Raw genomic sequence first — 26,291 nt, 5'->3', positions numbered from 1 at the left:
TCTATGAGCAGTGCCGGAACCCGAACTACTGGGATGCTGCCTCGCTGCATGTCGACTGCCTGAAGCTGCCGCAGATCTCCGGCAACGACCAGATGCTGGCATTGCTGCCGGAAGGCTCGATGGACTGGATCGGCTCGTTCCTGCCCGAGATCGACAAGACCTATGTCGCGCTCGATAAGGAGCACAATGGCTACTGGCAGCCGCCGGCGGAAACCATCGCCTTCCAGGTGAACTTCAAGACCGCCAACCCGGCGCTGGCCGAAGCCTTCAACGACATCAATTTCCGCCACGCTTTCAGCCTGGTCATGGACCGCACGGCGATGGTGGACATTGCCGGCTTTGGCTATCCGGTGGTCAACCTGCACGCCAGCGGCCTGCCGCCGCGCTTCGACGCCTGGCGCAACAAGGCGGCCGAAGGCGACAAGGATGTGTGGATGACCTACGATGTCGACAAGGCCAACAAGGTGCTTGACGACGCCGGCTACAAGAAGGGCGCCGACGGCATGCGCACCACGCCGAAGGGCCAGCCGATCGCCTTCTCGATCATCGTTCCCAATGGCTGGACCGACTGGATCGATGCCGTACAGATCGCCACCGAAGGCCTGCGCAAGGCCGGCATCAACGCCTCGGTCGCGACACCGGAATACGAGCAGTGGCAAAAGCAGATTCTCGACGGCTCGTTCGATGCAGTGATGAATTCCCGCGCCGACGGACCGACGCCGTTCCGCGGCTACTACCAGTCACTGTCTACGGCCTTTGCCGGGCGCATCACCAGTGCGCCGTCGCGCTATTCCGATCCGGAGCTGGACAAGGTGTTCGACGCCTACCGCAAGGCGACCACCGACGAAGACCGCAAGAAGCTGTTCGACCAGGTGCAGGTGATCATCGCCGACAATTTCCCGGTGGTGCCGGTGTTCAACGGACCGACCTGGTATCAGTATTCGACCAAGCGCTTCACCGGCTGGGTGACCAAGGACGAACCGGTGATGAACCCGGAGAACCACGACAACAACCGCATGCGGTTGATGCATCTGCTGCGCCTGAAGCCGGTACAATAAGTCTGAAGTAACGCCCTTCTCCCCTCATGAGGGGAGAGGGGTCCGTGTCGCAAAATCCTGGCTTCGGCGGCGGTCGCCGCGAGGCCGGATGCCGGACATGGTAAGATGCCTGCAGCCGCTTCTTCGTCCGTCGCTTCCAGCGACAGCTTCTCCGCCAAACGGAGAAGGCAATCGAGCACAAGGAACAGCCGATGCGGATTCCTCTTCGACGGCTTGGGGTCTATTTCGTCGCCTTCCTGTTTGCCATCGTGATGAATTTCACCGTTCCCCGGCTGATGCCGGGAAGCCCGGTCGACGGCATGATCGCACAGCTTGGGCCGCGCGCGACACCGGCGGCGATCGAGGCGATCAAGGCCCGCTTCGGTGCCGTCGAACAGCCGATCCTGGGACAATTCGTCGACTACATCACCGGCCTCGCCCGGCTCGATCTCGGCGTGTCGGTCAAATACTACCCGCAGACCGTCACCCAGGTCCTCGCCCGTTCGGCCGGCTGGACCGCGTTCCTGGTCACCACGGCGATCATCTTTTCCCTCTGCGTCGGAGTCTCCCTCGGCGCAGTGGCAGCCTGGCGGCGAGGCGGACGCTTCGATGCGTTCGTCTCGCCGTTTTCTGTCGTGCTGATCGCAATCCCGCCGGTCATCATCGGACTGGCGACCCTGTTCACCTTTGGCGTGACGCTGCGCTGGTTCCCGGTCGGCTATGCCTACAATCCCGATCTCGATCCGGGCCTGAACTTCACCTTTTTCGGCAGCGTCTTCTGGCACGCGGTGATGCCGGTGCTGACGCTGTCGCCCTATCTGATCGGTGAATTCCAGACGACGATGCGCTCCTCGATGATATCGGTGCTCGGCGAGGATTATGTCACCATGGGCCGAGCCAAGGGGCTCGGGGAAACCGCGGTGATGTTTTCCTATGCGGCGCGAAACGCGATGCTGCCGGTGCTGACCAATCTGGCGCTGATGCTGGGCGCGGTGTTCGGCGGCTCGATCGTCACCGAGATCGTCTTCAACTATCCCGGCCTCGGGCTGACGCTGTTCACCGCCAGCGTGGCGCGCGACTATCCGGTCATCCAGGGCCAACTGCTGCTGATGACGATGGCGACGCTCGGCGCCAATCTGCTGGTCGACATCCTCTATGGTGTCGTCGATCCGCGCATCCGGGAGGAACGGGCATGAATTTCGGTTGGCAACTTCTGTGGCGCCAGAAGAAGGCCGTCGCCGGCCTGATCATCGTCGCCGCGCTCTGCCTGATGGCGCTCTTCGCACCCATCCTGGCGCCGACCGATCCGGGCGAGCGGGTCGGCCGCTCGCATCAGCCGCCGACCGTCGAGCACTATTTCGGCACCACCAAGATGGGCCGCGACGTCTATGCGCAATTCGTCTGGGGCGCGCGCCCGTCGCTGGCGGTCGGTTTTGCCACCGGGCTGTTCATCACCGCACTTGGCACCATCATCGGGCTGGTCGCCGGTTATTTCGGCGGCCGCACCGATGCGACGCTGGATCTAATCACCAATGCGGTGCTGGTCATCCCCAACATCCCGCTCTTGATCCTGCTTGCTTCCTTCGCGGGCACGGTCGGGCCGGTCGCCATCATGATGATCATCGCACTGACCTCGTGGCCGTGGGGCGCGCGCATGACGCGGTCGCAGACGATGGCGCTTCGCAACCGCGAGTTCGTCACCGCGGCGCGCATGGTCGGCGAGCCGTCCTGGCGCATCATCTTCGTCGAGATCCTGCCCAATCTGGTGCCGCTGATCGGCATCAACATCGTTGGCTCGATCATCTACGCCATCGTCGCGCAGACGACGCTCGAATATCTCGGCTTCGGCGATCCGCTCAACGTCACCTGGGGGACGATGCTCTACAATGCGCAGAATTCCTCCGCCATCATCGTCGGTGCCTGGTGGGACATCAGCGCGCCGGCCGCCGGCATCGCGCTGGTCGGCCTCGGCCTGGCGCTGTTGAACTTCACCTTCGACGAGATCGCCAATCCGCAGCTGCGCTCCGGTCCGGCGCTCAGCCGTTGGCTGCGCCTCAGCCGTCTGCGCAAGCGCGAACTGGAGGCGGCACGGTGAACGAGGCGCTGCTGCAAATCCGCGACCTCAGCGTCGATTACCTCTTGGACAAGGGCGCCTTCCGCGCCGTCAAGAACGTGTCCTTCGACATCGGCCGTGGCGAACTGTTCGGGCTCGCCGGCGAATCCGGCTGCGGCAAGAGCACGATCGCCTACGCCATCACCCGGCTGGCCAAGGCGCCGGCCTGGGTGGCGGGTGGCGAGATCCTGCTCGGCGGTCAGGATCTTTTGAAGTTGCCGGAAAGCCTGCTGCAGGAGGTGCGCTGGCGACGGATCGGTATGGTGTTCCAGAGCGCGATGAATTCGCTCAATCCACTGATGAGGGTCGAGGCGCAGTTCCACGACGTGCTGCGCCGGCATACTGGCTCGTCGCGCGAAAGATCGCGGGCGCGCGCCGAAGAGATGTTCAAGCTGGTCGGCATCCCGGCCAGCCGGCTGACCGACTATCCGCACCAGTTCTCAGGTGGCATGCGCCAGCGCATCGTCATCGCCATCTGCCTGGCGCTGAAGCCGGAACTGATCATCATGGACGAACCGACGACCGCGCTCGACGTGGTCGTGCAGCGCGAAATCCTCGAACAGGTCATCGACCTGCAGCGCGGCTATGGCTTCTCGGTGCTGTTCATCACCCATGACCTGCATTTGATGGCGCAACTCTGCCACCGCATCGGGGTGATGCTGAAGGGCGAACTGGTCGAGGTCGGCGATGTCCGGCAGGTCAGCCGCGCGCCGGCACACGACTACACGCGAAAGCTCTGGGGCGCGATCCCGCAACTGCCCGGCCATCCCCCCGTGAAGGACGCGATCGCATGAATGCCGTGATGACTGTTCTTCCCCCAGCAGCCATCGCGGCCGAGCCGATCGTCAGGCTGGACGGCATCGAGCGCAGCTTCGGCCTGGTGCAGGCGTTGCGCGGTGTCTCGCTGTCGCTGAAGGGCGGCCATGCGCTGGCGCTGGTTGGAGAATCCGGCTGCGGCAAGACCACCTGCGCGCGCATCATCGCACGCATGGACACGCCGACCGGCGGCGAGATGCTCTATCGCGGCCGCAACATCACGCGGACCGGCACGGCCGCCGAGGAAAAGGCCTACCGCCGCGCCGTGCAGATGGTGTTCCAGGATCCGTTCGCCTCGCTCAACCCGGTGTTTTCGGTACAGCATCATCTGGCGCGACCGCTGGCGCTGCACGGCCACGCCAGGAGCAAGGCGGAGCAGGTGAAGGGCGTCGCCGATCTCCTCAACTGGGTCGGGCTGGAGCCGGCGTTGACCGCGCACAAGTTTCCGCATGAACTGTCGGGAGGCCAGCGCCAGCGCGTCAACATCGCGCGGGCGCTCGCCGTGCAGCCCGACGTGCTGGTCGCCGACGAGCCGACCTCAATGCTCGATGTCTCGATCCGCCTCGGCATCCTCGAACTCCTGGCGCGGATCAAACAGGAACGGCAACTGGCGCTACTCTACATCACACATGACATCGCCACCGCCGCCCATGTCGCCGAAGAGGTGATCGTGATGTTCGCCGGCCAGATGGTCGAGTGGGGTGATACACTCTCGGTGATCGGCGATGCCCGCCATCCCTACACGCGATTGCTGCTTTCGGCGGTGCCGGATCCCGATCGGCCGTTCGTGGCTGGTGACAGCGCCCGCTTTCTCGGTCACGCCGAAGAGGTGCGACGCCTGAGCCGGCCCTCCTCGACTGAGGTCAATCAGGTCGGCCCCAACCATTTCGTGCGCGCGCTGGGCGCGGTGTCCTGAAATCAACGCCATAGGGTCTCCATGGATTATCTGGTCAATCTTTCGCTGCTTGCCTCCGATCCCGAACTCGATGCGCGTGTCGGCCGTGCCGCCGTCACCATTCGCCGGGCGTTGGCGCCGGAACTCGAACTGGTGACTGGCTGGGTGCGGCAAACCTTCAACGCCGGCTGGTCGAGCGAGACGACGGTGGCATTTTCGCGCCAGCCGGCCTCGTGCTTCCTGGCGACACGCGACGGCGAGCTGGTCGGCTTTGCCGTCTATGATTCGATCGCGCGTGGCTTCTTCGGCCCGACCGGCGTCGGCGAGGCCGCGCGCGGCGCCGGCATCGGCCACGCGCTGCTGCTGGCGACGCTGCTCGACATGCGGGTGATGGGCTATGGCTACGCCATCATCGGCGATGTCGGTCCGTCCGAATTCTACGAGCGCACCGTCGGTGCGACGCAGATCCCTGACTCCGAACCCGGGGTCTATGCCGGCCTGCTCAACACCCATCCCTGATCTCTCGTTCGAAAGCTTGTCATGACGCTTCAATCCAAATCCGCATTCCGTCTGGAAACGACCTGGGCACCGGCCACCGCCACCGACAAGCTCGCCTATTCGCTGACGCTCACCAATTTGTCGTCGAAGGCCATCGAAGGTTTTCGGCTGTGCGTCAGCGGCCCGGCCCGCATCGATCCGGCCGTCACCGTCGAAGGCGGCAGGCTTTCGGAACGTCTGTCCAACCATTCCGAATTCGCGCCGCCAGACGGCTTTGTGCTGCAGCCGCGTGAGACATGGACCGTCACCGCGCATGGGCTGAGCTATCCGCTACGGCACTGGACCGATGGCGCCACCGCTGCCTACCTCGTGCTTGCCGATGGCACCGTGGCCCCAGTTGCGTTGGGTCCGACCAAGGCGATCGGCGACAATGCGGTGTTGAAGCGCGGCGCCGAAATCTATCCGGTGCCGGCGCAGGCGCCCGTGCCGGTTTCGATCATACCGTGGCCGCGCACCGTTTCCGTCTCCGGCCGACGCGCTGTTCCGCAAGGTCTGGCACTTCGGCCGAAGGGAACGGCAGCCGCCGCTGCCGTCGGCGCGTTCGGTGACCTTGTCGACAGCCTGTTTTCCGTCGAAGGCATTGTGCGCAACGAGGCCGAAGGCGGCTTGCCGGTCGATCTCGGCATCACGGACGGATTGGACCCGGAAGCCTATGCGATCCGCTTTTCAGCTGATGGGGTCGCGGTTTCGGCGGGAACGAGAACCGGATTGTTCTACGGGCTGGTCACGCTCGGCCAGATCCTGCGCGGGGCGCGATCGCACCCCGAGACGTTTCTGTTCCCGGCCGAAGGCGAAATCCGCGATGAGCCGGCGCTGGGCTGGCGCGGCACGCATCTCGACGTCGCCCGGCAGTTCTACGCAACGGCCGAGATCAAGACCTTCCTGCGCATCCTTGCCTGGAACAAGCTCAACCGGTTCCACTGGCATCTGTCCGACGACGAGGCGTGGCGGGTCGAGATATCAGCCTATCCGGAGCTGACGAAAGTCGGCGCGTGGCGCGGCCATGGGTTGCCGGTGCCGCCCCTGTTGGGCTCGGGCCCCGAGCCGAGCGGTGGCTATTACACCAAGGCTGCCGTGCGCGAGGTCGTCGACCTTGCCGGCCAACTCGGCATCGAGGTCGTGCCGGAGATCGACGTACCGGGGCATTGCTATGCGATGCTGCAGGCGATACCGGAGCTGCGCGATCCCGGCGAGAGCGGCGAGTATTTCTCGGTGCAGGGGTTTCCCAACAATTGCATCAATCCGGCACGGCCGGAGACCTACATTGTGCTGGAGAAAATCTTCGACGAATTGATCGAGCTGTTTCCGTTCAAGACCATCCATGTCGGCGCCGACGAGGTGCCGCTGGGCGCCTGGTCCGGTTCGCCGCAAGCGCTGGCTCGGCTCACCGAGGTTGGCGGCGAGGGGCTGGCGGCCGCGCATGCCAAGCGCCTCAACGTGGTCACCAACACACACGGCGCCGATGAGATCGACGGCTCGGGCGCGGCGGTGCTGCAGGCCGAGTTTCTCAAGCGGATACAATCGTTCCTTGCGTCTCGCGGCTGCGTCACCGGCGGCTGGCAAGAGGCGGCGCACGGCAATGTCATCGACAAGCAGAAAAGCTACCTCTGCGGCTGGCGAACGGTCGAAGCCTCAGCCGCACTTGCCAGCGAGGGCTACGCGATGGTGGTGTGCCCCGGCCAGGTCTATTACCTCGACATGGCCAACAGTCCGGCCTGGTCGGAACCTGGTGCGGCCTGGGCCGGCTGGTCCGATCCGGAAAAGCTGTATGGCTTCGATCCTGTCGAGGGCTGGACGGACGCGCAGAAGACGAAACTGCTCGGCGTGCAGGCCTGCATCTGGTCGGAGCCGATGACCGACCGCGCCGTCTTCGACCGGCTGGTGTTCCCCCGCATCTCGGCGCTGGCGGAAACAGGCTGGACGCAGCCGGAGAAAAAATCCTGGGAACGGTTCAAGGCGCTCGCCGGGCTGATGCCGGTGCTCTACGGGGCGACCTAGGAACCTCCCGTTCGCCTAGCCGGCGTGCGGCTTTTGCAGGACGTCGAACTGTGGGTTGGTCTCGGAGAAGATCGGCAGCGCGGCGGCACCAAGAACCGAAGTGTCCTTGCCGGCGGCGCCGACAAGGACACGCGGCACGGTGCGGGCGCTGGTCGAGCTGACCGAGAGGTACAAGGGGTCGAGCCGGCTGGCCAGGAGCTCGATGACGCCGACCGGCATGAAACCGCCGAGGACCACGGTTTCGGGATCGAGCGCGAGTTCGAGCATGTTGATCGCCTGGCGCAGCGGATCGATTGCCGGGACGACCCACGCTTCCAGACTGTCGCCATTGGCCAGCAATGCCTGGAGCAATTCCGGCGAGGCATGATCGGGATCGGGGATTTCCAGGCACTCATAGGCGGCGCGCAACGAGACATAGCGTTCGAGACAGCCGCGCTTGCCGCAGCCGCATTCGAGGCCGCCGGGCTTGACGATCATGTGGCCGATCTCGCCGGCATTGTGGCGGCTGCCCTTGTAGAGATGGCCGTCCAGGAACAGGCCGGCGCCAAGGCCGGTACCAATGAACAAATAGACGAAGCTGCCGAGGTTGCGGGCAACGCCATAGAGCCGCTCGCCGATGGCGGCGGCGGTGGCATCGTTCTCGACCGTTACCGGAATGCCGGTCAGCCGCTGCAGCTCTTCGGCGACGGGGAAATCCTGCCAGCCGGGCAGCGCGGTCGGCCCGACCGAGGTCATGCCCTCGACGTCGAACGGACCCGGCATCGCCATGCCGATGCCAAGCAGGCGGGCGCGGTCGAAACGAAACTTGCGCATCAGGTCGCCGGCTATCGCGGCCAGCAAAGGCATCGCCTGCGCCGGTGTCGGCCGGTCGACCGGGCGCTCGATGCGGGCGCGAACCGTGCCGGACAGATCGGTGATGACGCCGACCGCCAGCTGGTGGTCGAGCTGCAGACCGATCGAATAGCCGCCGTCGGGATTGATCGAGTAGGGGACCGCCGGCTGGCCGCGTGCGCCCTTCAGCGTGGCTTGCGCGCGAAGCAGCTGTTCCCGCTCGAGTTCCTCGACGATGTTGGAGATGGTCTGCGTGCTCAGTGCCGTCAGGCGCGCGATCGCCGCCCGCGACAAGGCACCGTTGGTCCTGATCGCTTCGATCACGACGCGGCGATTGTGTGACTTGGCCTGTTCGAGATTGGTGCCAGCGATGGCTTTTCTAGGGGGCATGTGCGCGTTACCAACGAACCTTCCGCAGAAAACAAATCAAGTTGATTTAATTATACGCAATGGTAGCTACCACTTCTAGCGGGTTTCGCAATGGCAGCGCCATCGTGCCACGCGCGGATCAGCATTATTTGATGCCATCAGGGCAGCCGGCCGACGCCGAGATCGGCGAGCAACGGCTTTGCATTCCATCCGCCACTTCCATATATCGCAAGGCATGAAAAAAATCGGTTTCCTGTCATTCGGGCACTGGACGCCCTCATCGCAATCACAGACGCGGTCGGCATCGGACGCGCTGCTGCAGTCCATCGACCTCGCCGTCGCCGCCGAGCAACTGGGCGCGGACGGCGCCTATTTCCGCGTTCATCATTTCGCTCGTCAGCTCGCTTCGCCGTTCCCGCTGCTGGCAGCCGTCGGCGCGAAGACCAGCCGCATCGAGATCGGCACCGCGGTCATCGACATGCGCTACGAAAATCCGCTCTACATGGCCGAGGACGCCGGTGCTGCCGATATCATCGCCGGCGGCCGCCTGCAGCTTGGCATCAGCCGCGGCTCGCCGGAGCAGGTGATCGACGGCTGGCGCTATTTCGGCTACGCCCCGGCAGAGGGACAGAGCGACGCCGAGATGGCGCGGCATCACGCCGAGGTGTTCCTCGATACGCTGCGGGGCGAGGGGTTCGCCCAGCCCAATCCACGGCCGATGTTCCCCAATCCGCCCGGCCTGCTGCGGCTCGAGCCGCATTCGGAGGGCTTGCGGGAGCGGATCTGGTGGGGCGCGGCCACCAACGCCACGTCGGAATGGGCGGCGAAACTGGGCATGAACCTGCAGAGTTCGACGCTCAAATTCGACGAGAGCGGCAAGCCGTTCCACATCCAGCAGGCCGAGCAGATCCGGGTCTATCGCGAGGCCTGGAAGGCGGCCGGCCATCAGCGCGAGCCGCGCGTGTCAGTCAGCCGCAGCATCTTTGCGCTGGTCGACGATCGCGACCGCGCCTATTTCGGGCGCGGCAACCAGAGCAGCGACCAGATCGGCTTCATCGAGGAGAACACCAAGGCGATCTTCGGGCGCAGCTACGCCGCCGAACCGGATGTGCTCATCAAGGAATTGGCACAGGACGAGGCGATCGCCGAGGCCGACACACTGTTGCTCACCGTGCCCAACCAGCTCGGCGTCGACTACAATGCCCATGTCATCGAGGCGATCCTGGCCCACGTCGCTCCGGCGCTGGGCTGGCGCTGACACCGATCGATCAAGGCGGATTGCTACAGGGAGGACAACATGCCGAAGAAAGCCTTGATTGCTTGGGGAGGTTGGCAAGGGCATACGCCGGAACAGAGCGCGAAGATCGTGCGCACCCTGCTGGAACGCAACGGTTTCGACGTCACGCTCGGCGAGGGCACGGCGATGTTCGCCGATCCGAAGCTCAGCGCATTCGATCTCATCGTGCCCGTGATCACGATGTCGACGATCGAAAAGGCCGAACTTCAGAATCTGGTTCTCGCGGTTCGCCAGGGCAGTGGCCTTGGCGGCTTTCACGGCACGATGTGCGACAGCTTCCGCAGCGAAACCGATTATCAGTTCATGACCGGCGGCCAGTGGGTCGCGCATCCCGGCGACATCATCGACTATACGGTCGCCGTCACCAGGCCGGATGATCCGATCACGAGCGGCGTCAGTGATTTCGCCTACCGATCGGAGCAGTACTACATGCATGTCGATCCGGGCAACGAGGTGCTCGCCACAACCACCTTCACCGACCAGCATTTTCCGGGAATAGGCGGCGTCGTCATGCCGGTGGTCTGGAAGCGTCGCTATGGGGCTGGAAAGGTCTTCTACAGCGCGCTGGGACACAATGCCGGCGAGTTCGCGGTCCCGGAAATGGCCTTGATCGTCGAGCGCGGCCTTGTCTGGGCCGCCCGCTAGGTTGGATGCGGAAGGGAGGACGGGACCTTGACGGTATCGGTTAAAGACCTGCCCCTGCACACGCCGATCGATGGCCGGCACCGCAAGATGCTGATCGATGGTCTCTGGTGCGACGCGCTCGGTGGCCGCAGCTTCGAGACGCGCAATCCCGCCACCGGCGCCGTGATCGGCACCGTGCCGCTCTCCGATTCAGGTGATATCGACCTCGCGGTGGCGGCGGCGCGGCGCGCCTTCGACGGACCATGGAGCCGGTTCAAGCCCTATGAGCGCCAGCTGCTGCTGCTCAGGATTGCCGACCTGATGGAGCGGCATTGGGAGGAGATCGCGCTTTCCGACACGACGGACATGGGCATGCCCATCGTGCGCACGCTCGCCAACAAGAACCGCGTGCTCGGCATGCTGCGCTTCTACGCCGGCATGGCGACGTCGATCCATGGCCACACGATCGGTAATTCGCTGCCGGGCGAGATCGTCTCCTACACGCGCAAGGAGCCGGTCGGCGTGGTCGGCGCGATCATTCCCTGGAACGCGCCGACAGCCGCGTCGATCTGGAAGATCGGCCCAGCGCTGGCGGCCGGCTGCACCATCGTGCTGAAGCCTTCCGAGGAAGCGCCGCTGACGCCGCTGCTGATTGGCGCGCTGATGATGGAGGCCGGCGCGCCTCCCGGCGTTGTCAACGTCGTCACCGGCACCGGCGCGGAAGCCGGCGCGCCGCTCGCCGCCCATATGGACGTCGACAAGATCGTCTTCACGGGCTCCACAGTGACCGGCCAGAGCATCCTGCGCGACTCGGCCGGCAACATGAAGCGCGTTTCGCTGGAACTTGGCGGCAAGTCGCCGGTCATCGTCTGCGCCGACGCCGATCTCGAGCGCGCCGTGCCGGTAGCGGCAATGTCGGTGTTCGCCAATTCCGGCCAGATCTGCATCGCCGGGTCGCGGCTGTTCGTCGAACGGCCGATCTACGAGGAATTCGTCGAGCGGGTCTCGGCCTATGCGGCAAAACTCAGGATCGGCGACGGCGCCGACCCTGAAACCGAGATCGGGCCGCTGATTTCGCCCAAGCAGCTCGAACGCGTCACCGGCTACATCGAGGACGGCACGAGGCAAGGTGCCCGGCTGGTCACAGGCGGCAACCGCATCACCGAAGGCGGGCTCGGTGCGGGCAATTTCATGGCGCCCAGTGTGTTCTCAGGCGTTACCGATGACATGCGCATTGCCCGCGAAGAGATCTTCGGCCCGGTCATCTCGGCGCTGCCCTTCGACACGCTGGACGAGGTGGTGCGGCGCGGCAACGACACGCCCTATGGGCTGGGTGCCGGCGTGTTCACCCGCGACGTCGGCAAGGCGCACCAGCTGGCAAACCGCCTGCGCGCCGGCTCCGTCTGGGTCAACACCTATCACGCGATCGACCCCGCGGTTCCCTTTGGCGGCTACAAGATGAGCGGCTACGGACGCGAAGGCGGGGCCGAGCATCTCGACGAATATCTCAATACCAAGGGAGTCTGGATCAGGACGGACTGAGAGACCGTTTGGAAACTCTACTCCTGCGGCCATCTGGCGGCGCTTTCTGCGCTTCCGGTGCTCACGTACTCAAATGTACGCTCCGCTCCGGTTCTCGAAAACACCACCATATGACTCGCAGGAGCGAGTTTCGAAACGGTCTCCGAACGCCGCGCGATCCGCAAGGCCGTAGTCACCCGATGCCGCCCGTGACCGCGTACGCGCCGGCGGTGCGGCCATCCTCCAGCCGCACCACCGCTGTCACGATCGAGCCGTACGAGCCGCGCCAGACGCTGTGGAAGCGGTGATGCTCGGCGGCCGGGACAAGCGCACTCCCGCTGAAGTGGGCGCCGCTTTGCTCCATGTCGACGGCCTCTCCGTTGACGTGCAGCTGGATGCTGGCCGTATCGGTCGCTTCGCCAGGCAGGTCGAGCGTGATGACAATCTCGTCCTGATCACCCGAAGGCCGCGTCTCGGCGGCAAGCGTGATGGCGAGCGGGGGCGCCTTGCTGCTCGGGGCTTGGCCGGGACGGCTTGGAAAGACATCGTCGGCCAATTCGGGCGTGCGCGGAGGACGGGTGCGGCGCTGAGTGGAGCGCTCGAAATCGCCGGCCATGCGCAGCAGCTTTTCGTCATCATAGGCCTTGCCGGCAAAAGTGAGGCCGACCGGCATGCCGATGTCGGCCATCGTTCCCATCGGCACGGTGACGGTCGGAATGCCGAAATGGCGCCAGACCAGATTGCCGTTGGCGACCCAGGTGCCATTGCGCCAGGCAAGGGCGGCAGACGCCTCGTCGACATCGGCATCGGCCGGCCCGACATCGGCGGCGGCGGGCAGCACCACGGCATCGATGCCGTGTAAGTCCAGCCAGTCCTCGAAATCGATCCGCCTTGTCGCTTCCAGTCCCTTCAGACCGTCAGCGAGTGTCGGAATGTCCACTGCGGGCGTGACACCGGATCGCGCCCGCTCAACGTACTCCGCCAAGTCAAAGCCGCCCTCATAGCGGTCGGGCAGTGTGCCCGGCGGCTGTGGAAAGATCTTTGCGCCGTCGACCGAGACGAGATCGGGCAGTGCCGGGTCGGCATTGGCGCGCAGAAAATCGTCCCAGCCCCAGATGCAGAGATCCCAGATTTCGCGGTTGGCGAAGTCCGATGGCACCAGGCCGCGCTCGACCATGGTGCGCGCGCCGGGGCGGTCGCGCTCGTAGTTGGAGACGACGGGAAAATCGACCTCGATTACCTCGGCGCCTAGCCGCGTGAGATCCGCCGCCGCCTGTTCCCACAGGGCAAGCACCGAGGCGCGGGTCTCGATCGGCCGATCCGCCCCGCTGTCGCGGCCGATATACATTTTGGGCACGCCGAGCCGCATGCCTTTCAGCGACCCCGCAAGCGCCAGGTCGGTATAGCGTTGCGGCCGCACATCGGAGCATTTCGGCAGCTTAACCCAAGGCTGCGCGCGCCAGAAATCGCCTCGCGTCTCGGGATCGTCGGCGACGATGATTTCGAGCAGTTCGAGCATGTCGGGCACGCTGCGCGTATGCGGCACCACGACATCCATGGTCGGCACCAGCGGCCAGTTGCCGCGCACCGAAATGACGCCGCGCGACGGCGTGTAGGCGACCAGCGCGTTGTTGGTGGCTGGTGCGCGGCCGGACGACCAGGTTTCCTCGCCCAGCCCGAAGGCGCAGAAGCTGGCTGATGTCGCCGTGCCGGAGCCGTTGGACGACCCCGACGCGAAGGCGGCGGTAAGGAAGTCGGCATTGTAGGGACTTTCGGCGCGGCCATAGACGCCGCGCTGCATGCCGCCATTGGCCATCGGCGGCATGTTGGTGAGGCCGATCAGCACGGCGCCGCCGGCGCGCAGCCGGGCGATGGTGAAGGCATCCTCGTTGGCAACGAGATGCTCGAAGGCCGGCGAGCCGGCGGCCACCGTCAGGCCGGCGACCTTGTAGCTGTCCTTGGCGGTGTAGGGGATGCCGTCGAGCGGTCCGAGCGCGGCACCGTTGCGGCGGCGCTGGTCGGAGGCGGCGGCCTCCTCGAACATCGCTGGATTGAGCACCGGGACGGCGTTGAGGGTAATGCCGTGGCGGTCGAAATGCGCGATGCGCCTGAGATATGCCCCGACCAGTTCGACGCTGGTGACAGCACCGCCATCGAGCGCGCGGCGCAATTGCTCGATCGTCGCTTCGATTAGATAAAGGCTGGCATCGGTCATCACTGGTTCCAAGCTGTCGTTGCAATGCCATGGATGAGCGAGGCGGCCGGCTTCGGCAAGAGCCAATCGCGATGGGTCTTCGGCGGCATTTGGTCTTCCTGCGGCACGGCGTCCGGGCCTGGCTTGCGAAACCGCGCCGTTGGGAACCTTTGTCCGCCTGGCGATTTTGGATGTATGGTGTGATTCAGGATAGCCAGGAGGTGTTGCCGATGACCACGAAATGCTTTGCGATCTTGGCTCTCGCTATCGCGATAGGCTCAGGCCTTTCTGGTTCGGCGTTCGCCGGCGATCGGCATCACCACCAGCAGGCCCAATCCGAACGCTACGTCCCCGCCGATGACAACCTCATCAACTTCCTTTTCGGCGGCCCGCGTTATTATGACCAGCTGTTGGTCACCACGGCGGCCGGACCGTGCTCCTACGACCGCGTTGGGCCCGACGCGAATGCGCTGAACAAGATCAACGATCATCATTGCGGCAAATAAGCCGCTCAGCGCCTGTTCGGAACCTCTGGCGGTCATCTGAAGGCGTTTTTGTGCTTCCCTACAGCGCATTCTGGGCTTGCGGGATACAAACCCACCCCGTGCGCCACCGCCGTCGAAGCCATCCAGCCCGGCAACGAGCCGTCGCTGCCGTCCGCTTGAGCACCGCCGCGGATGTGGCGTCAAAAAATCATACCGTAAGAGAAACCACGCCCTGTCGTCGAAAGCCTGGGTGAGGCATGGGGAGCATGAAGGAGGCTGCATTGGGAGGTGATACGATGTCTGATCGGGACGACCTGATCCGCACGGCCATCGGGCGGCTGCTTTCCGAGAAAACCGGCGCCGCCGTCATATCGATGAGAGAGTGCATTGCCGAGCTTTTGGTGCTGACCGGTTGCCAAGCTGGACGAAAACCTGCAGGACCTGCTCCTGGAGATGGCCGAAGTCCGCGGCATGATCGTCACTCTCGATGTTTAGAGCAACCCCAGGGGCTCGGCACGTTCGGCTTTTGAGAGATCGTCAAGGTGATGTTCATCAACGGCGACGATTTCACCGGCGGTGCCTTCGGCGTCGTCGGGCCTGCCGTCACGTTCGATACATTGCTGCCGCACTATCTTGTCGGGCTCGGCTAATGGTCGGCACCGCACTCGCCATCCGCTGACGTGCGAGCCGCACGACAGGCTGACTCTTTTCCCGAGCCTCAAACGTCTTAGCTACAGTCAAGCAATGGAGCAGGATGAATGAGCCTCAGGGATAAAACTGTCGTGGTCACCGGTGGCAGCCGCGGACTTGGCCTCGGATTGGTCGAGGCCCTGATCGAACATGGCGCCAGGGTGACGGTCGTCGCTCGCGGTGCCGAAGCGCTGGAAGCGGTCAGTGCGCGGCTCGGGGTCGCCACCATCGCCGCCGACGTCACGGACGAAGACTCTGCTTACCGCATCCTTGGTGAGGTCCGCCCGGATATACTAGTGCTGAACGCCGGTGCGACACCGCGGATGGGCCGGCTGGATCAGTTGAAGTGGGAGGATTTCTCAATAGCTTGGGAAACCGACGTCAAAGCCGGGCTTTATTGGTTGCAGGCAGCGCTCAACCTGCCGCTCAAGCCGGGCAGCCGCGTGCTGGTGGGGTCGAGTGGCGCGGCTGTTGCCGGATCGCAGATGTCTGGCGGTTATGGTGGCTCCAAACGCATGCTTTGGTTCATGGCCAAATACGCCAATGGCGTCTCGCAGGAGAAGAACCTCGGAATCCGCTTCCAGGCGATCGTGCCGCGGCAGATAATCTCTGGCACTGGAATCGGGGATGCAGCGGCCAACGCCTATGCGGGTTCCATGGGCATCACATCAGAACAGTTCGTCGCCCGCTTCGGTGCGGCGATGCCGCCCCGGGCGTTCGGCGATAGGGTGGTTTCCGTGCTGGAAGATCCGCAATATGCCGAGGGCGTCGTCTTCGGCCTCAACGGCGACGCCGGAGTGACCGTCATGGAGGGCGCGACGCCTTGAGCGATAGAGGGCCTGCCGTGGACCGCGACCGCCAGGAGGGGCTCCTTGCCCTTGCTGTCGCGTTGCGGCCCGAGTTGCACCGCTATTGCTCGCGTCTGATGGGATCGGTCATCGACGGCGAGGACGTCGTGCAGGACACCTTTGCGCGAGCCTTCATTGCCTTGGACGAGCTGTGCGACGTGCCCCAACTGCGACCCTGGCTGTTCCGGATCGCCCACAATCGCGCGCTGGACCTGCTGCGCAGTCGCGCGATCCGTGCCGCCGAGCCCATCGAGGCGGCCCTCGAAATTGTCGACGACGCCGAAGCCGACCCGGTGGAGATGCTGATGCGCAGGCAAGCCGTCCAAACCGCGGTATCGCGCTTTGCGGAACTGCCGATCCTCCAGCGCAGCGTCATCATCCTGAAGGATGTGCTCGACGAGCCGCTGGCCGAGATCGCCAGCCTGCTGGATATCACGGTCGATGCCGTGAAGGGGCATCTGTCGCGTGGCCGCGCCCGGCTTCGGGAGATCAACGCCCAGGCCACGCCGCTGCCCGATGCGCGCATCGCGTCCGCTGCCGTGGTCCGCTATGCCGCCCTGTTCAACCAACGCGACTGGGACGGCCTGCGCGCGCTTCTCGCCGACGACGTGAGGCTTCATCAGTCCCTGCACCCGCCACGCTCGGGTGCCGCGGATGTCGGCATGTTCTTCACGATCTATGCCAAGAGCGATGGCCTGTGGGTCACGCCGGCCTGGCTTGAGGGCCGCGAGGTGATCGCGGTGTTCGAACACCGGAGCAGCCTGAAGCCCGACTATTTTATGTGGCTGGAGTGGCGGGAAGGGCGGATCAGTTTCATTCGCGACTATCGCTATGTCCGCTATGTTGCCGAGGATGCGGAACTGGTGCTGGCAAAGGACGCCGGCTCTTCCGGTCGCAGCACCGGGCACTGATGGGTGGCGACCTGGTGCGTATGGTCGTGTCGGCCATCATGCCGATGCTGCTCCTGCCCAAGGGGCTGATGCGGAGCTTTGGACGCAGCACGCAGTCGGCCTGAGGATGTCCTTTACCTGCCCAAGGTGACGGGCGGCGCGCCGTCCTAACGCTGCTGGATCAGCGTCCGTGCCACATCTTTGCCCACCGCAAGAATGCGATCCGACAATTCGGTTCCTTCCACCGCGCGGGCCAGTTGCAGCGCACCGATGAGCGTTGCAAAGACACCCAGTGCGGTGCCTTCCGGGTCCTTGGCCTGCGGCAGTGCTGCAGCCAACTGGCGCACCAAAGTCAGCAAGTGGTTGGTATAGACTTTGCGCGTTTCAGGTGGCTGACGCCCGAGTTCCGGTAGCAGCGCGGCGGACGCGCAGCCCTTTCCCGGATTGTCCCGGTGCTCGGCGGACAGATATGCCTCTATGCCCATCTCCGGGCCGCCGGAGGCCAGTGCTTCCGCCAGTTGCTGCGACTGGATCTCCATAGCTGCCGCCACGCTTTCGCGGACAAGCTCCGCCTTTGATTGAAAGTGCGGATAGAAGGCGCCGTTGGTCAGCCCGGCGTCGCTCATGATGGTTGCCAGCCCGGACGCGGCTATGCCGTCACCGCGAAAACGGTCGGCGGCAACCTCCATGATCCGGCCCCGTGACGCGTCCTTTCGGCCCTTTTCGTAGCGCATGGCTGCGATCCCTTTCTGCTATTGCATTATGACTATAATTTGATATTATGATTGTAATTCAACTAGCGCGATAAAGCTAGCCCTCATGAGTTTGGAGCACGAAATGAATATGAATTCCGGAAAAATCGCTGTCGTGACGGGAGCCTCCTCGGGCATTGGCCGCGCCACCGCCGAGGCCTTGGCGCGGGCAGGGTTCACCGTCTTCGGCACGAGCCGCCGCAAAGCCAGCAACGGCCCGGACGGCGTGACCATGCTGGTTTGCGACGTGACCGACGGTGAGGCCGTCGCTGCGCTCGTTTCGACTGTGCTCTCACAGACCGGCCGGATCGATCTCCTGGTCAACAATGCCGGTGTCGGCCTGCTTGGCGGCGCGGAGGAATCCTCGGTCGCACAGGTGCAGTCGATGTTCGACGTCAATCTGTTCGGCGTCATGCGCGCGACCAATGCGGTGTTGCCGTCGATGCGGGGACGCGGCGAAGGGCGCATCATCAACATCGGCTCGGTGCTGGGCCTCGTACCGGCACCGTATGCCGCGCACTATTCGGCGGCCAAGCACGCGCTCGAAGGCTATTCGGAATCGCTCGATCACGAGGTTCGTGCCTTCAATATTCGCGTCTCGGTCATCGAGCCGGCATTCGTGCGCACCGTCTTCGACCAGAACGGGATTGAGCCGGATTCCTTGTTGAAAGAATACGATCTGGCTCGGGCCGGGGTCGACGCTCTGCTTCGCGATGTGATGCCCAAGGCCGATCCGCCGGAAGTGGTGGCGGAGGTGGTCGTCAGGGCCGCGACCGATGCTCGCCCGCGACGTCGCTACACCGCCGGCAGGGCTGCGCGGCAGGTCAGCATCCTGCGCCGTTTTGCGCCCGCGGCGATATTCGACAAGAGCTTGCGCAAGCAGTTCCGCCTGCCGGTCTGAACGTCAGCGGGGCAAGAGATTTCACGCCCATGAGAAACACCAAAATCCCTTTCAGAAAGTCACTGCCATGAAGGCATTCGTCGTCGATAAATATAACAAGAAGGGCATTCTGCGGCTGGCCGAGATGCCCGAGCCGGAGCTCGGGGACAACGATGTCCTGGTCGAGGTCCATGCCGCAGGAGTGAACCTCCTGGATTCCAAGATCAAAGCCGGGGAGTTCAAACCCATCCTGCCGTATCGCCCTCCGTTCATCCTGGGCCACGACGTGGCCGGGAAGGTGAACCGCGTGGGATCAAAGGTTCGCAAGTTCAAATCCGGCGACGAGATCTATGCCCGGCCGCGCGATGGCCGGATCGGGACATTCGCCGAGTTCATCGCCATCGACGAAGCCGACGTGGCCTTGAAGCCCGAGAATCTCAGCATGGAAGAGGCGGCCTCGATCCCCCTGGTCGGTCTGACCGCCTGGCAGGTGCTAGTCGAAAGGGCAGGTTTGAAGAAGGGGCAAAAGGTCTTTATTCAGGCTGGCTCCGGCGGCGTGGGGACATTCGCCATACAGCTGGCGAAGCATCTCGGCGCGACGATTGCTACAACCGCTGGTGCGGCGAGTGCCGATCTGGTCAGGGGTCTCGGCGCCGATGTCGTCGTCGACTACAGGAAAGACGATTTTGAGAAAGCCCTGTCGGGCTACGACGTCGTCTTGAACAGCCAGGACGCCAAAACACTTGAAAAATCCCTGAATGTGCTGAAACCGGGTGGGAAGCTCATCTCCATCTCCGGCCCACCGGATCCCGAATTTGCCAGGGAAAAGGGCCTGAACATGATGCTGAGATTGATACTGCGTCTGTTGAGTCGCGGTATTCGGACCAAGGCCAGGCGCCGTGGGATGACGTTTTCGTTCCTTTTCATGTGGGCGCAGGGCGATCAACTGGGCAAGATCACCTCTCTCATCGAATCCGGAACCATCCGCCCGGTTGTCGATCGGGTCTTTCCATTCGAAGCGACCAATGAGGCTCTGGCTTACGTCGAGAGCGGGCGTGCGAAGGGCAAGGTCGTCATCAAGGTGAGATAGCGCTACATCGTTCCTGCGGTGCCGGTGCTCGGCCAACACCTGGGACACGGCGTGCGCGACATTCGAGCGGATTTGCGCCGAGGACAAGAACGAGCGGAGAGCTGGCGTTGACGTTGATCGACGGCCAGTCTCCGGCCGGCGCATCCACCGCCGCAGCTATTTGTTTTTACGCAATTGCGCTGTGCAGTTTTCCTGGACTTGCTTCATTGATTGATCTCGGGTTCGACGAGTCTTGCCAGGTTCCTAAGCGACTCCTGCCAGCCGAGATAGCAGGCCTCGACCGGAATGACGTCCGGAATGCCTGCCTGGGTGATGTCAACTTCGGTGCCGACCGACACTTTTTTCAAGATTACGGTCACCTGGATCTCGCCGGGCAGGTTGGGATCGTCGAACCTGTCAGTGTAGCGCAGGCGTTCGGCGGGAACGAGTTCGAGATACTCGCCGCCGAAGGAATGGCTGTTGCCGGTCGTGAAGTTGCGGAAGGACATCTTGAAACTGCCGCCGACCTTTGCCTCGAAGTGATGGACAGTGCAGGTGAAGCCGTTCGGCGGAAGCCACTTTGCCAGCGCGTCCGCTTCAACGAAGGCGCGATAGACCTTCTCCGGGCTGGTCGTCAGAACGCGATGCAAACGTACGGTGCCGGGCATATCCTATTATCCTTTCACGATGGCTGTTCGATGTTCCTAGGACGAACGAGACTTGGCCAGTCCGACACACGCTCTCGGATTTTTGAGGGCCTGGCCGCAAGCCTGTCCGGCTGCGCACGGCCTGGCGTACCCCGGTTCAGGTTGATGTGGGACTCGATTTTGCGGCGCCTGGCCTAATCGACGCAAATGCGGAACCGGATAGCCATTATGAGGAGACTGTTTATAACGGTTCGCTGAGATCGCGAAGACCAAGGGGAGACGATGCGCTACATACGTCCGCTTTCAATCGAAGATGCCGTTGGCCTGCTGGCCGGGTCGACAGGTACGGCCGCAATTCTTGCCGGGGGCAGCGACCTACTGGTGAGGATGAAGGGCGGCTTTGTCGAACCCGACCTGATCGTCGACATCAAGGCGATTGAGGCTTTGAGTGAAATCAGGGAAACGGCCGACGGCTTCAGCATCGGTGCCGCTGTTCCCTGCGCCGTCCTCGGCGAGAGCTCTGCCCTGAAGAAGGCATGGCCCGGCGTCGTCGAAGCGGCCAAGCTGATCGGCTCGAAGCAAGTGCAGGGACGCTGCACGATCGTCGGCAATCTCTGCAACGCCTCGCCGGCTGCAGACAGCGTGCCGGCGCTGGTCGCGGCCGGCGCCAGGGCATCGGTAGTCGGCCCGGGGGGCAGGCGAACGATTCCCGTGGGGAGCGTGCCGACCGCGCCGGGCAAGACGTCGCTGGCCAAAGGCGAGATCATCGAGGCGATCCTGCTCGACAAGCGCGCAGCGCGCTCGGGCGATGCCTATCTGCGCTTCATTCCCCGTACGGAAATGGATATTGCGGTGGTCAGCGCCGGCGTGAACCTGACGCTCGACGAACGGGGCGTCGTCACAGCCGCCCGCGTGGCGCTGGGCGCCGCGGCCCCCACGGTGCTGCTGGTGGAAGAGGCGGCCGAGGCCATTATCGGCAGGACGCTGGACGAAGCCGCGCTTGAAAGGCTCGCCAAGGTCTGCTTTGGCGCCTGCCGCCCCATCGACGACAAGCGGGGCACCATCGAATTCAGAAGGAAAGTTGCGGGTGTGCTGGCCAAGCGGGCCGCCACGACCGCCTATGCTCGTGCAGGAGGCAAGTGATGGCTGGTGTAGCAGTCTCAACCACAATCAACGGCGACAGCGTCGAGTACCTTTGCCAGCCGGACGAGACGCTGCTCGACGTCTTGCGCGATCGCCTGGGGCTGACGGGCGTCAAGGAAGGCTGCGGCACCGGCGACTGCGGCGCCTGCAGCATCATCCTCGATGACCGGCTGGTGTGTTCGTGCCTGGTGCTCGGCGCGGAAGCCGAGGGCCGCCGCGTCGAGACCGTCGAGGGCATGGCGCATGGCGACAGCCTGCACCCGCTGCAGCAAAAATTCCTGGAGCATGCAGCACTTCAATGCGGCATCTGCACGCCTGGCTTCCTGATCGCGGCCAAGGACCTGCTGGCCAAGAACCCCGATCCGACCGAGGAGGAAATCCGCTTCGGCCTCGCCGGGAACCTCTGCCGCTGCACCGGCTACGACAAGATCGTGCGTGCCGTTCAGGACGCGGCAAACGTGATGAAGGGAGCATGACGATGAATTTCGATCCGCGTTACTCCAATCGCAACTTCGCCTCCGTCGGCACACGTCCTATCCGCCCCGACGGCGTCGACAAGGTGACGGGCCGCGCGCGCTACGGCGCGGATTTCAACATGGCCGGCCAGTTGGTCGGGCGCGTCCTCAGAAGCCCCCACGCCCACGCCACGATCCGGAAGATCGACACGTCGAAGGCGGAGAAGCTCCCCGGCGTGAAGGCGGTGATCACCGCGGCCGACCTGCCAGACCTCACCGATGGCGATGCCGCCATGTACGACATCCTCGACAATTGCATGGCGCGCACCAAGGCGCTCTATGACGGCCATGCGGTGGCCGCGGTGGCAGCCGTCGACGCCCGCACGGCGAGGCAGGCGCTCAAGCTGATCGAGGTCGACTACGAGCTATTGCCGCATGTCACCGATGTCGACGAGGCGATGAAGCACTCCGCACCCCTCATCAACGACGCCATCTTCACCGAGGGCCTTGAGGAAAAGCCGGTAAAGCCGTCCAACGTCACCAAGCGCAGCCAGTTTGGCCATGGCGATGTCCACCAGGGTTTCGGGCATGCCGATTTCATCGTCGAGCGCTCGTTCAAGACCGAGCAGACGCACCAGGGCTATATTGAGCCGCATGCCTGCGTGGCGAGCGTCAGCTCCGACGGCACCGCCGACCTTTGGGTCTGCACGCAGGGGCATTTCGTCTATCGCCAGCACTGCGCCCAGCTGCTTGGCATGGAAGCCTCTAAGCTGCGCGTCACCTCCTCGGAGATCGGCGGCGGCTTCGGTGGCAAGACCCATGTCTGGGCGGAGCCGGTGGCGCTGGCGCTGTCGCGCAAGGCGGGGCGCCCGGTCAAGCTGGTGATGACCCGCGACGAGGTGTTCCGCGCCTCGGGCCCGACCAGCGCCACCTCGATCGACGTGAAGATCGGCGCCCGCAAGGACGGCACCATCACCGCCGCCGAAGCGACGCTGCGCTATTCCTGCGGCCCGTATCCGGGCTCCTGGGCCGAGATCGGCGCCATGACGGCGTTCGCCTGCTACAGGCTCGAGAACGTCAAGACGGTCGGCTACGAAGTGCTGGTCAACCGGCCGAAGACGGCGGCCTATCGCGCGCCCTCCGCACCAATGGCGGCGTTCGCGGTGGAAAGCGCGGTCGACGAACTGGCCAAGGAGATCGGCATGGACCCGGTCGACTTCCGCATAAAGAACGCCGCGCAGGAAGGCACCAGGTCGTCCTACGGCCCGGTCTATGGCCCGATCGGCATCGGCCCGACGCTGGAGGCGGTGAAGAACCATCCGCACATGAAGGCGCCGCTCGGAAAGAACCAGGGCAGGGGCATGGCCTGCGGCTTCTGGTTCAACTTCGGCGGCCAGACCTGCACCGACCTCAACATCGGCATGGACGGCTCGGTCTCGCTTGCCGTCGGAACGGTCGATGTGGGTGGTTCCCGCGCGTCGCTGTCGCTGGTGGCGGCGGAGGAGCTCGGCATCGCCTACGAGCAGGTCAAGGCGATCGTCGCCGACACCTCCAGCCTCGGCTACAACGACATGACCGACGGCAGCCGGGGCACCTTCTCGTCCTCCATGGCGACCATCTCGGCCGCCCGCAACGCGATCAAGATCCTGCGCGAACGCGCCGCGCAGATGTGGGATATTTCCGTCGACGACGTGGTCTGGGAACAGGGCCACGCTGTTGCCAAGGGCGAGAAGCACGGCAATCTCGGCAAGCTGTCGCTGAAGGAGATTGCCGCCGCTTCGGGCACGACCGGCGGACCGATCGCCGGCCACAGCGAACTTGTTGCCGACGGCGCCGGCGTCTCCTTCGCCACCCATATCTGCGATATCGAGGTCGACCCCGAGACCGGCGCTACGAGAGTGTTGCGCTACACGGTGGTGCAAGATGCCGGCAAGGCGGTGCACCCGACCTATGTGGAGGGACAGTATCAGGGCGGTGCCGCGCAAGGCATCGGCTGGGCGCTCAACGAGGAGTATATCTACGGCAAGGACGGGCGGCTGCAGAATCCCGGCTTCCTCGACTACCGCATCCCGGTCTGCTCTGACCTGCCGATGATCGACACGCAGATCCTCGAGATCCCCAACCCCAACCACCCCTATGGGGTGCGCGGCGTTGGCGAGACGTCGATCGTGCCGCCGCTGGCGGCGATCGCCAATGCGGTGTCGAATGCAGCCGGCGTGCGGATGGCGCATATTCCGATGTCGCCGCCGCGCATCCTGGCGGCGATCGAGGCGGAACGGGCAGGCTGATGGTCGAAGTGACGCTCTGGGGATCGCTTGGCGCGGCCGCCGGAGGCAAGAACAAGGTCGAGATCGAGGCCAAGGACATAAGGGAGCTGTTCAGGAAACTGGCTGAACAGTATCCCGGCATCGAGCCCTTGATCGACCGCGGCATCGCTGTCGCCATCGACGGTACGATCTATCGCGACACCTGGTCGAAGGAATTGCCAAAGGGATCGGAAATTTTCCTGCTGCCGAGGCTGGCAGGGGGATAGTTGGACAAGCGTCTCGCTGCTGTCGCTTAGCAACGAGCCCTACACCATGCCGCAGGCGATCGACGCGACGGGCGCCGAGGGCCGTACCCGACTCTATGTTGCCTTCACGATTCTCGGTTTAGTCGGTCGGCGGGATTGAGCCGCGCTCTCGAGGGCCAAGGCCAACCGCTTCTCGTCTTCGATGGCGCGGTCGACTGCCTCAATTTCCTCTTGGAGCGCCTTCAACTCGGCTCCGTAGCTGGAGCCGTCGCTATCCCCGATCTGAAAGCCACTTGCCCGCATTGCGTCGCGGGTATGGTGCACGTTACGGACTCCTTCGCGTCGAGTCGCGACCAGGATTTCTCTGAACTCTCCAAGACGTTCAACGTGATTGCGAGTCATTGCGTTCTCCTTACAGCGTAGAAGGTTTGAATGACTACAGGAGATACTCTCGACAAAGCATGAGTGCGAAAGCTCAAATTTGAACGTCTTGCAATAACGTGGAGCGCAGCAGCCGGAAATTGGCTTGGGACCCAGGTGTTAGACTCTTCCGCCGAGCGCGTCTGCTGCTCGGCTCGCTTGCTCGTCGGCGCGCTTGCTGGTCCATCCAGCTGCGGTTCTGGATCGCGAGAGTCCGTTTCTGAGCGCACAGCGACGCTGGTCTCAATGTCCGAAAAGAGGCGCAAGGCGGACCTGCCCGATGTTTCATGCGCGAACGCCTGAGGTGCGAGCGCCGCCATTAACCATCGATTAACTATCCGGTCGCCTTTAATTCAAATTTGCAGCATACTGATCTGGGTAGCGAGGCTATTCAAGGAGACTGGAACAAGAGGTAATTCTCCTTTTCGCGCACACCTGCCACTCGCGACAGTCGAAATTGAAAAGGAACGACGGAACACCGTCGTCTCATAGGGAGGCGCCAGCATCATGTTTGATGAGGAGCGCCAGAATGAAGATCGAAGATGCAGTTACGGCAGTGACGTCAGAGGCGAGCGCGCTCATGTCTTGCCTCGGCCAGCCCGTTATCGCTTACCACGTCACGGAAATCATGAGAGAGGCAGACCTTGCACACGCCCGCGAGATGCAACTCGCGCTGCTGCGACGAAGCATCGAAGCTCTTGTCGATGACGGCCTGGAAGGCGTCGCCGCCGAACATTTTGCATCCCAGTTCGACGGCCGCATCGGCTTGACCTGGAGACTCCTGCACGCATCCGACGGCGTGGCGCATTGATCAAGACCAGAGCGGTAGGTCGCGCCGCGGCGCGCCGGAGCGCAGAACCCAGTAAGATCCATTCAGCACGCGCCGATCATCAACGCGTGGCGGCGAAATCGCTTTCGTCCAACCCGCGGGCCGATAGCCTACATTCCACAATCCACCAATATCGACCATTTTCCCGGTTTATGGGTTCACGGCCTAGATCAGTTGTGTGTGGTGTTCCTCACATCGGAAGGTCCGGGTTATTCTCAGCAAAGTATTCGTGATTATCAGCGTTTGATGTGGCTCTAGGCGGGTTTTCGGCCGCGAGGACCTTGGCGGCATCCTGACCATAGACATAGTCGTTTGTTGATGCGACGATGAAAAAGTGACTTATTTCATGTATAATCGTTCCAGACCTTGAATCCGTTCCTTTCAGAGCGGCTAGCCAGAACTTGGGACAAACAAAGAT

Annotated in this window: 27 protein-coding genes and 1 pseudogene; 21 read left to right on the top strand and 7 right to left on the bottom strand. The window is 63.7% G+C overall.

Features of this window, described 5'->3' with window-relative positions; genetic code table 11:
* From AC1D0I_RS28625 to AC1D0I_RS28595, 7 genes are all read left to right on the top strand, one after another.
* Window positions 1-1,058 (top strand): ABC transporter substrate-binding protein (locus AC1D0I_RS28625; RefSeq protein ID WP_477399352.1); only part of this gene is annotated, 1,058 nt, incomplete at its 5' end.
* 191 nt (window positions 1,059-1,249) lie between these two features.
* Window positions 1,250-2,233, top strand: a complete 984-nt coding sequence (locus AC1D0I_RS28620; protein ID WP_111543179.1) for an ABC transporter permease — start codon at window positions 1,250-1,252, stop codon at window positions 2,231-2,233.
* Entirely contained in the window at window positions 2,230-3,132 is a 903-nt protein-coding gene (locus tag AC1D0I_RS28615; RefSeq protein WP_477399350.1) for an ABC transporter permease, read from the top strand. The genes AC1D0I_RS28620 and AC1D0I_RS28615 overlap by 4 nt, the downstream gene beginning before the upstream one ends.
* On the top strand, window positions 3,129-3,944 hold the full coding sequence (locus AC1D0I_RS28610; RefSeq protein ID WP_477399348.1) for an ABC transporter ATP-binding protein: 816 nt from the start codon (window positions 3,129-3,131) through the stop codon (window positions 3,942-3,944). The genes AC1D0I_RS28615 and AC1D0I_RS28610 overlap by 4 nt, the downstream gene beginning before the upstream one ends.
* Before the next feature lie 8 nt (window positions 3,945-3,952).
* Window positions 3,953-4,882 (top strand): ABC transporter ATP-binding protein, encoded by a 930-nt coding sequence (locus AC1D0I_RS28605; protein WP_477399346.1) that lies wholly within the window; start codon window positions 3,953-3,955, stop codon window positions 4,880-4,882.
* Between the two features lie 21 nt (window positions 4,883-4,903).
* Window positions 4,904-5,380 carry a GNAT family N-acetyltransferase gene (locus AC1D0I_RS28600; protein WP_477399344.1) on the top strand — a complete coding sequence of 159 codons (477 nt, stop codon included), beginning with the start codon at window positions 4,904-4,906 and terminating at the stop codon, window positions 5,378-5,380.
* Between the two features lie 21 nt (window positions 5,381-5,401).
* Window positions 5,402-7,417, top strand: a complete 2,016-nt coding sequence (locus AC1D0I_RS28595) for a beta-N-acetylhexosaminidase (RefSeq protein WP_477399342.1) — start codon at window positions 5,402-5,404, stop codon at window positions 7,415-7,417.
* 15 nt (window positions 7,418-7,432) lie between these two features.
* Here the strand turns inward: AC1D0I_RS28595 and AC1D0I_RS28590 are convergent, their stop codons facing one another.
* Window positions 7,433-8,638 (bottom strand): ROK family transcriptional regulator, encoded by a 1,206-nt coding sequence (locus AC1D0I_RS28590; protein ID WP_477399340.1) that lies wholly within the window; start codon window positions 8,636-8,638, stop codon window positions 7,433-7,435.
* 214 nt (window positions 8,639-8,852) lie between these two features.
* On the opposite strand from AC1D0I_RS28590, the gene AC1D0I_RS28585 reads away from it, so the two are divergent.
* The 3 genes from AC1D0I_RS28585 to AC1D0I_RS28575 all read left to right on the top strand — a co-directional run bounded on the left by AC1D0I_RS28585 (window position 8,853) and on the right by AC1D0I_RS28575 (window position 12,080).
* Window positions 8,853-9,875, top strand: a complete 1,023-nt coding sequence (locus AC1D0I_RS28585) for an LLM class flavin-dependent oxidoreductase (protein ID WP_477399338.1) — start codon at window positions 8,853-8,855, stop codon at window positions 9,873-9,875.
* 39 nt (window positions 9,876-9,914) lie between these two features.
* Window positions 9,915-10,559 (top strand): ThuA domain-containing protein, encoded by a 645-nt coding sequence (locus tag AC1D0I_RS28580; protein ID WP_477399337.1) that lies wholly within the window; start codon window positions 9,915-9,917, stop codon window positions 10,557-10,559.
* Window positions 10,560-10,646: 87 nt separating this feature from the next.
* Window positions 10,647-12,080, top strand: a complete 1,434-nt coding sequence (locus AC1D0I_RS28575; RefSeq protein WP_477399356.1) for an aldehyde dehydrogenase family protein — start codon at window positions 10,647-10,649, stop codon at window positions 12,078-12,080.
* Between the two features lie 172 nt (window positions 12,081-12,252).
* Here AC1D0I_RS28575 and AC1D0I_RS28570 read toward each other — a convergent pair whose 3' ends face one another.
* A complete protein-coding gene (locus AC1D0I_RS28570; protein ID WP_477399335.1) occupies window positions 12,253-14,274 on the bottom strand; it encodes an amidase in 2,022 nt (673 codons plus the stop codon).
* Window positions 14,275-14,444: 170 nt separating this feature from the next.
* On the opposite strand from AC1D0I_RS28570, the gene AC1D0I_RS28565 reads away from it, so the two are divergent.
* The 4 genes from AC1D0I_RS28565 (at window position 14,445) to AC1D0I_RS28550 (ending at window position 17,187) form a co-directional block, all read left to right on the top strand.
* The gene (locus AC1D0I_RS28565; RefSeq protein WP_477226640.1) at window positions 14,445-14,759 is read left to right on the top strand and encodes a hypothetical protein; all 315 of its coding nucleotides are present in this window, start codon (window positions 14,445-14,447) and stop codon (window positions 14,757-14,759) included.
* 275 nt (window positions 14,760-15,034) lie between these two features.
* Window positions 15,035-15,268, top strand: coding sequence for a hypothetical protein (locus AC1D0I_RS28560; RefSeq protein WP_477399333.1), 234 nt, complete (start codon window positions 15,035-15,037; stop codon window positions 15,266-15,268).
* A gap of 228 nt (window positions 15,269-15,496) precedes the next feature.
* On the top strand, window positions 15,497-16,255 hold the full coding sequence (locus AC1D0I_RS28555) for an SDR family oxidoreductase (protein ID WP_477399331.1): 759 nt from the start codon (window positions 15,497-15,499) through the stop codon (window positions 16,253-16,255).
* Window positions 16,252-17,187 carry a sigma-70 family RNA polymerase sigma factor gene (locus AC1D0I_RS28550; RefSeq protein WP_477399329.1) on the top strand — a complete coding sequence of 312 codons (936 nt, stop codon included), beginning with the start codon at window positions 16,252-16,254 and terminating at the stop codon, window positions 17,185-17,187. The genes AC1D0I_RS28555 and AC1D0I_RS28550 overlap by 4 nt, the downstream gene beginning before the upstream one ends.
* Window positions 17,188-17,333: 146 nt before the next feature.
* On the opposite strand, the gene AC1D0I_RS28545 is transcribed toward AC1D0I_RS28550, so the two are convergent.
* Complete coding sequence (locus AC1D0I_RS28545) at window positions 17,334-17,900, bottom strand: TetR/AcrR family transcriptional regulator (protein ID WP_477399327.1); 567 nt, start codon at window positions 17,898-17,900, stop codon at window positions 17,334-17,336.
* A 103-nt stretch (window positions 17,901-18,003) separates the two neighbouring features.
* Here AC1D0I_RS28545 and AC1D0I_RS28540 point away from each other — a divergent pair, with 103 nt between their 5' ends.
* Together AC1D0I_RS28540 and AC1D0I_RS28535 are read left to right on the top strand one after the other, a co-directional pair.
* Window positions 18,004-18,819, top strand: a complete 816-nt coding sequence (locus tag AC1D0I_RS28540; protein WP_477399325.1) for an oxidoreductase — start codon at window positions 18,004-18,006, stop codon at window positions 18,817-18,819.
* Between the two features lie 67 nt (window positions 18,820-18,886).
* Entirely contained in the window at window positions 18,887-19,888 is a 1,002-nt protein-coding gene (locus tag AC1D0I_RS28535; RefSeq protein WP_477399323.1) for an NADP-dependent oxidoreductase, read from the top strand.
* A 203-nt stretch (window positions 19,889-20,091) separates the two neighbouring features.
* Here AC1D0I_RS28535 and AC1D0I_RS28530 read toward each other — a convergent pair whose 3' ends face one another.
* The gene (locus AC1D0I_RS28530; RefSeq protein WP_477399321.1) at window positions 20,092-20,535 is read right to left on the bottom strand and encodes an SRPBCC family protein; all 444 of its coding nucleotides are present in this window, start codon (window positions 20,533-20,535) and stop codon (window positions 20,092-20,094) included.
* 261 nt (window positions 20,536-20,796) lie between these two features.
* Between AC1D0I_RS28530 and AC1D0I_RS28525 the strand changes: the two genes are divergently transcribed.
* Genes AC1D0I_RS28525 through AC1D0I_RS28510 form a run of 4 tightly spaced genes read left to right on the top strand, consistent with a single transcriptional unit; the run spans window position 20,797 to window position 24,645 of the window.
* Window positions 20,797-21,657 carry an FAD binding domain-containing protein gene (locus AC1D0I_RS28525; RefSeq protein ID WP_477399319.1) on the top strand — a complete coding sequence of 287 codons (861 nt, stop codon included), beginning with the start codon at window positions 20,797-20,799 and terminating at the stop codon, window positions 21,655-21,657.
* Complete coding sequence (locus tag AC1D0I_RS28520; RefSeq protein ID WP_095091114.1) at window positions 21,657-22,133, top strand: (2Fe-2S)-binding protein; 477 nt, start codon at window positions 21,657-21,659, stop codon at window positions 22,131-22,133. Before AC1D0I_RS28525 ends, AC1D0I_RS28520 begins: the two co-directional genes overlap by 1 nt.
* Before the next feature lie 2 nt (window positions 22,134-22,135).
* Entirely contained in the window at window positions 22,136-24,400 is a 2,265-nt protein-coding gene (locus AC1D0I_RS28515; RefSeq protein ID WP_477399354.1) for a xanthine dehydrogenase family protein molybdopterin-binding subunit, read from the top strand.
* A complete protein-coding gene (locus tag AC1D0I_RS28510) occupies window positions 24,400-24,645 on the top strand; it encodes a MoaD/ThiS family protein (RefSeq protein WP_095091116.1) in 246 nt (81 codons plus the stop codon). The genes AC1D0I_RS28515 and AC1D0I_RS28510 overlap by 1 nt, the downstream gene beginning before the upstream one ends.
* Window positions 24,646-24,738: 93 nt before the next feature.
* Here AC1D0I_RS28510 and AC1D0I_RS28505 read toward each other — a convergent pair whose 3' ends face one another.
* Window positions 24,739-25,026: a hypothetical protein gene (locus AC1D0I_RS28505; protein ID WP_095091117.1), complete on the bottom strand. Its 288-nt coding sequence runs from the start codon at window positions 25,024-25,026 to the stop codon at window positions 24,739-24,741.
* Window positions 25,027-25,573: 547 nt separating this feature from the next.
* Here AC1D0I_RS28505 and AC1D0I_RS28500 point away from each other — a divergent pair.
* Window positions 25,574-25,855 (top strand): hypothetical protein, encoded by a 282-nt coding sequence (locus AC1D0I_RS28500; RefSeq protein ID WP_245331352.1) that lies wholly within the window; start codon window positions 25,574-25,576, stop codon window positions 25,853-25,855.
* Between the two features lie 12 nt (window positions 25,856-25,867).
* Here the strand turns inward: AC1D0I_RS28500 and AC1D0I_RS28495 are convergent.
* Both AC1D0I_RS28495 and AC1D0I_RS28490 read right to left on the bottom strand, forming a co-directional pair.
* Window positions 25,868-25,945, bottom strand: a pseudogene (locus AC1D0I_RS28495) (IS5/IS1182 family transposase); the annotation flags it as partial.
* Between the two features lie 118 nt (window positions 25,946-26,063).
* The coding region (locus AC1D0I_RS28490; RefSeq protein ID WP_477399317.1) for a M35 family metallo-endopeptidase at window positions 26,064-26,291 on the bottom strand (228 nt) is incomplete at its 5' end.

The organism is Mesorhizobium sp. P2_D1 (assembly GCF_056404455.1).
Note: the sequence above shows the minus strand (reverse complement) of the source record. Positions and strands in the feature narration are given on the sequence as shown.

Coding starts and splice junctions, on each gene's coding strand:
- AC1D0I_RS28520 (WP_095091114.1), top strand. CDS start 21,657: ATGGCTGGTGTAGCAGTCTCAACCACAATCAACGGCGACAGCGTCGAG.
- AC1D0I_RS28575 (WP_477399356.1), top strand. CDS start 10,647: ATGCTGATCGATGGTCTCTGGTGCGACGCGCTCGGTGGCCGCAGCTTC.
- AC1D0I_RS28605 (WP_477399346.1), top strand. CDS start 3,953: ATGACTGTTCTTCCCCCAGCAGCCATCGCGGCCGAGCCGATCGTCAGG.
- AC1D0I_RS28615 (WP_477399350.1), top strand. CDS start 2,230: ATGAATTTCGGTTGGCAACTTCTGTGGCGCCAGAAGAAGGCCGTCGCC.
- AC1D0I_RS28570 (WP_477399335.1), bottom strand. CDS start 14,274: ATGACCGATGCCAGCCTTTATCTAATCGAAGCGACGATCGAGCAATTG.
- AC1D0I_RS28595 (WP_477399342.1), top strand. CDS start 5,402: ATGACGCTTCAATCCAAATCCGCATTCCGTCTGGAAACGACCTGGGCA.
- AC1D0I_RS28510 (WP_095091116.1), top strand. CDS start 24,400: ATGGTCGAAGTGACGCTCTGGGGATCGCTTGGCGCGGCCGCCGGAGGC.
- AC1D0I_RS28505 (WP_095091117.1), bottom strand. CDS start 25,026: ATGACTCGCAATCACGTTGAACGTCTTGGAGAGTTCAGAGAAATCCTG.
- AC1D0I_RS28555 (WP_477399331.1), top strand. CDS start 15,497: ATGAGCCTCAGGGATAAAACTGTCGTGGTCACCGGTGGCAGCCGCGGA.
- AC1D0I_RS28580 (WP_477399337.1), top strand. CDS start 9,915: ATGCCGAAGAAAGCCTTGATTGCTTGGGGAGGTTGGCAAGGGCATACG.
- AC1D0I_RS28585 (WP_477399338.1), top strand. CDS start 8,853: ATGAAAAAAATCGGTTTCCTGTCATTCGGGCACTGGACGCCCTCATCG.
- AC1D0I_RS28620 (WP_111543179.1), top strand. CDS start 1,250: ATGCGGATTCCTCTTCGACGGCTTGGGGTCTATTTCGTCGCCTTCCTG.
- AC1D0I_RS28525 (WP_477399319.1), top strand. CDS start 20,797: ATGCGCTACATACGTCCGCTTTCAATCGAAGATGCCGTTGGCCTGCTG.
- AC1D0I_RS28540 (WP_477399325.1), top strand. CDS start 18,004: ATGAATATGAATTCCGGAAAAATCGCTGTCGTGACGGGAGCCTCCTCG.
- AC1D0I_RS28530 (WP_477399321.1), bottom strand. CDS start 20,535: ATGCCCGGCACCGTACGTTTGCATCGCGTTCTGACGACCAGCCCGGAG.
- AC1D0I_RS28500 (WP_245331352.1), top strand. CDS start 25,574: ATGAAGATCGAAGATGCAGTTACGGCAGTGACGTCAGAGGCGAGCGCG.
- AC1D0I_RS28515 (WP_477399354.1), top strand. CDS start 22,136: ATGAATTTCGATCCGCGTTACTCCAATCGCAACTTCGCCTCCGTCGGC.
- AC1D0I_RS28590 (WP_477399340.1), bottom strand. CDS start 8,638: ATGCCCCCTAGAAAAGCCATCGCTGGCACCAATCTCGAACAGGCCAAG.
- AC1D0I_RS28560 (WP_477399333.1), top strand. CDS start 15,035: ATGTCTGATCGGGACGACCTGATCCGCACGGCCATCGGGCGGCTGCTT.
- AC1D0I_RS28565 (WP_477226640.1), top strand. CDS start 14,445: ATGTATGGTGTGATTCAGGATAGCCAGGAGGTGTTGCCGATGACCACG.
- AC1D0I_RS28545 (WP_477399327.1), bottom strand. CDS start 17,900: ATGCGCTACGAAAAGGGCCGAAAGGACGCGTCACGGGGCCGGATCATG.
- AC1D0I_RS28600 (WP_477399344.1), top strand. CDS start 4,904: ATGGATTATCTGGTCAATCTTTCGCTGCTTGCCTCCGATCCCGAACTC.
- AC1D0I_RS28535 (WP_477399323.1), top strand. CDS start 18,887: ATGAAGGCATTCGTCGTCGATAAATATAACAAGAAGGGCATTCTGCGG.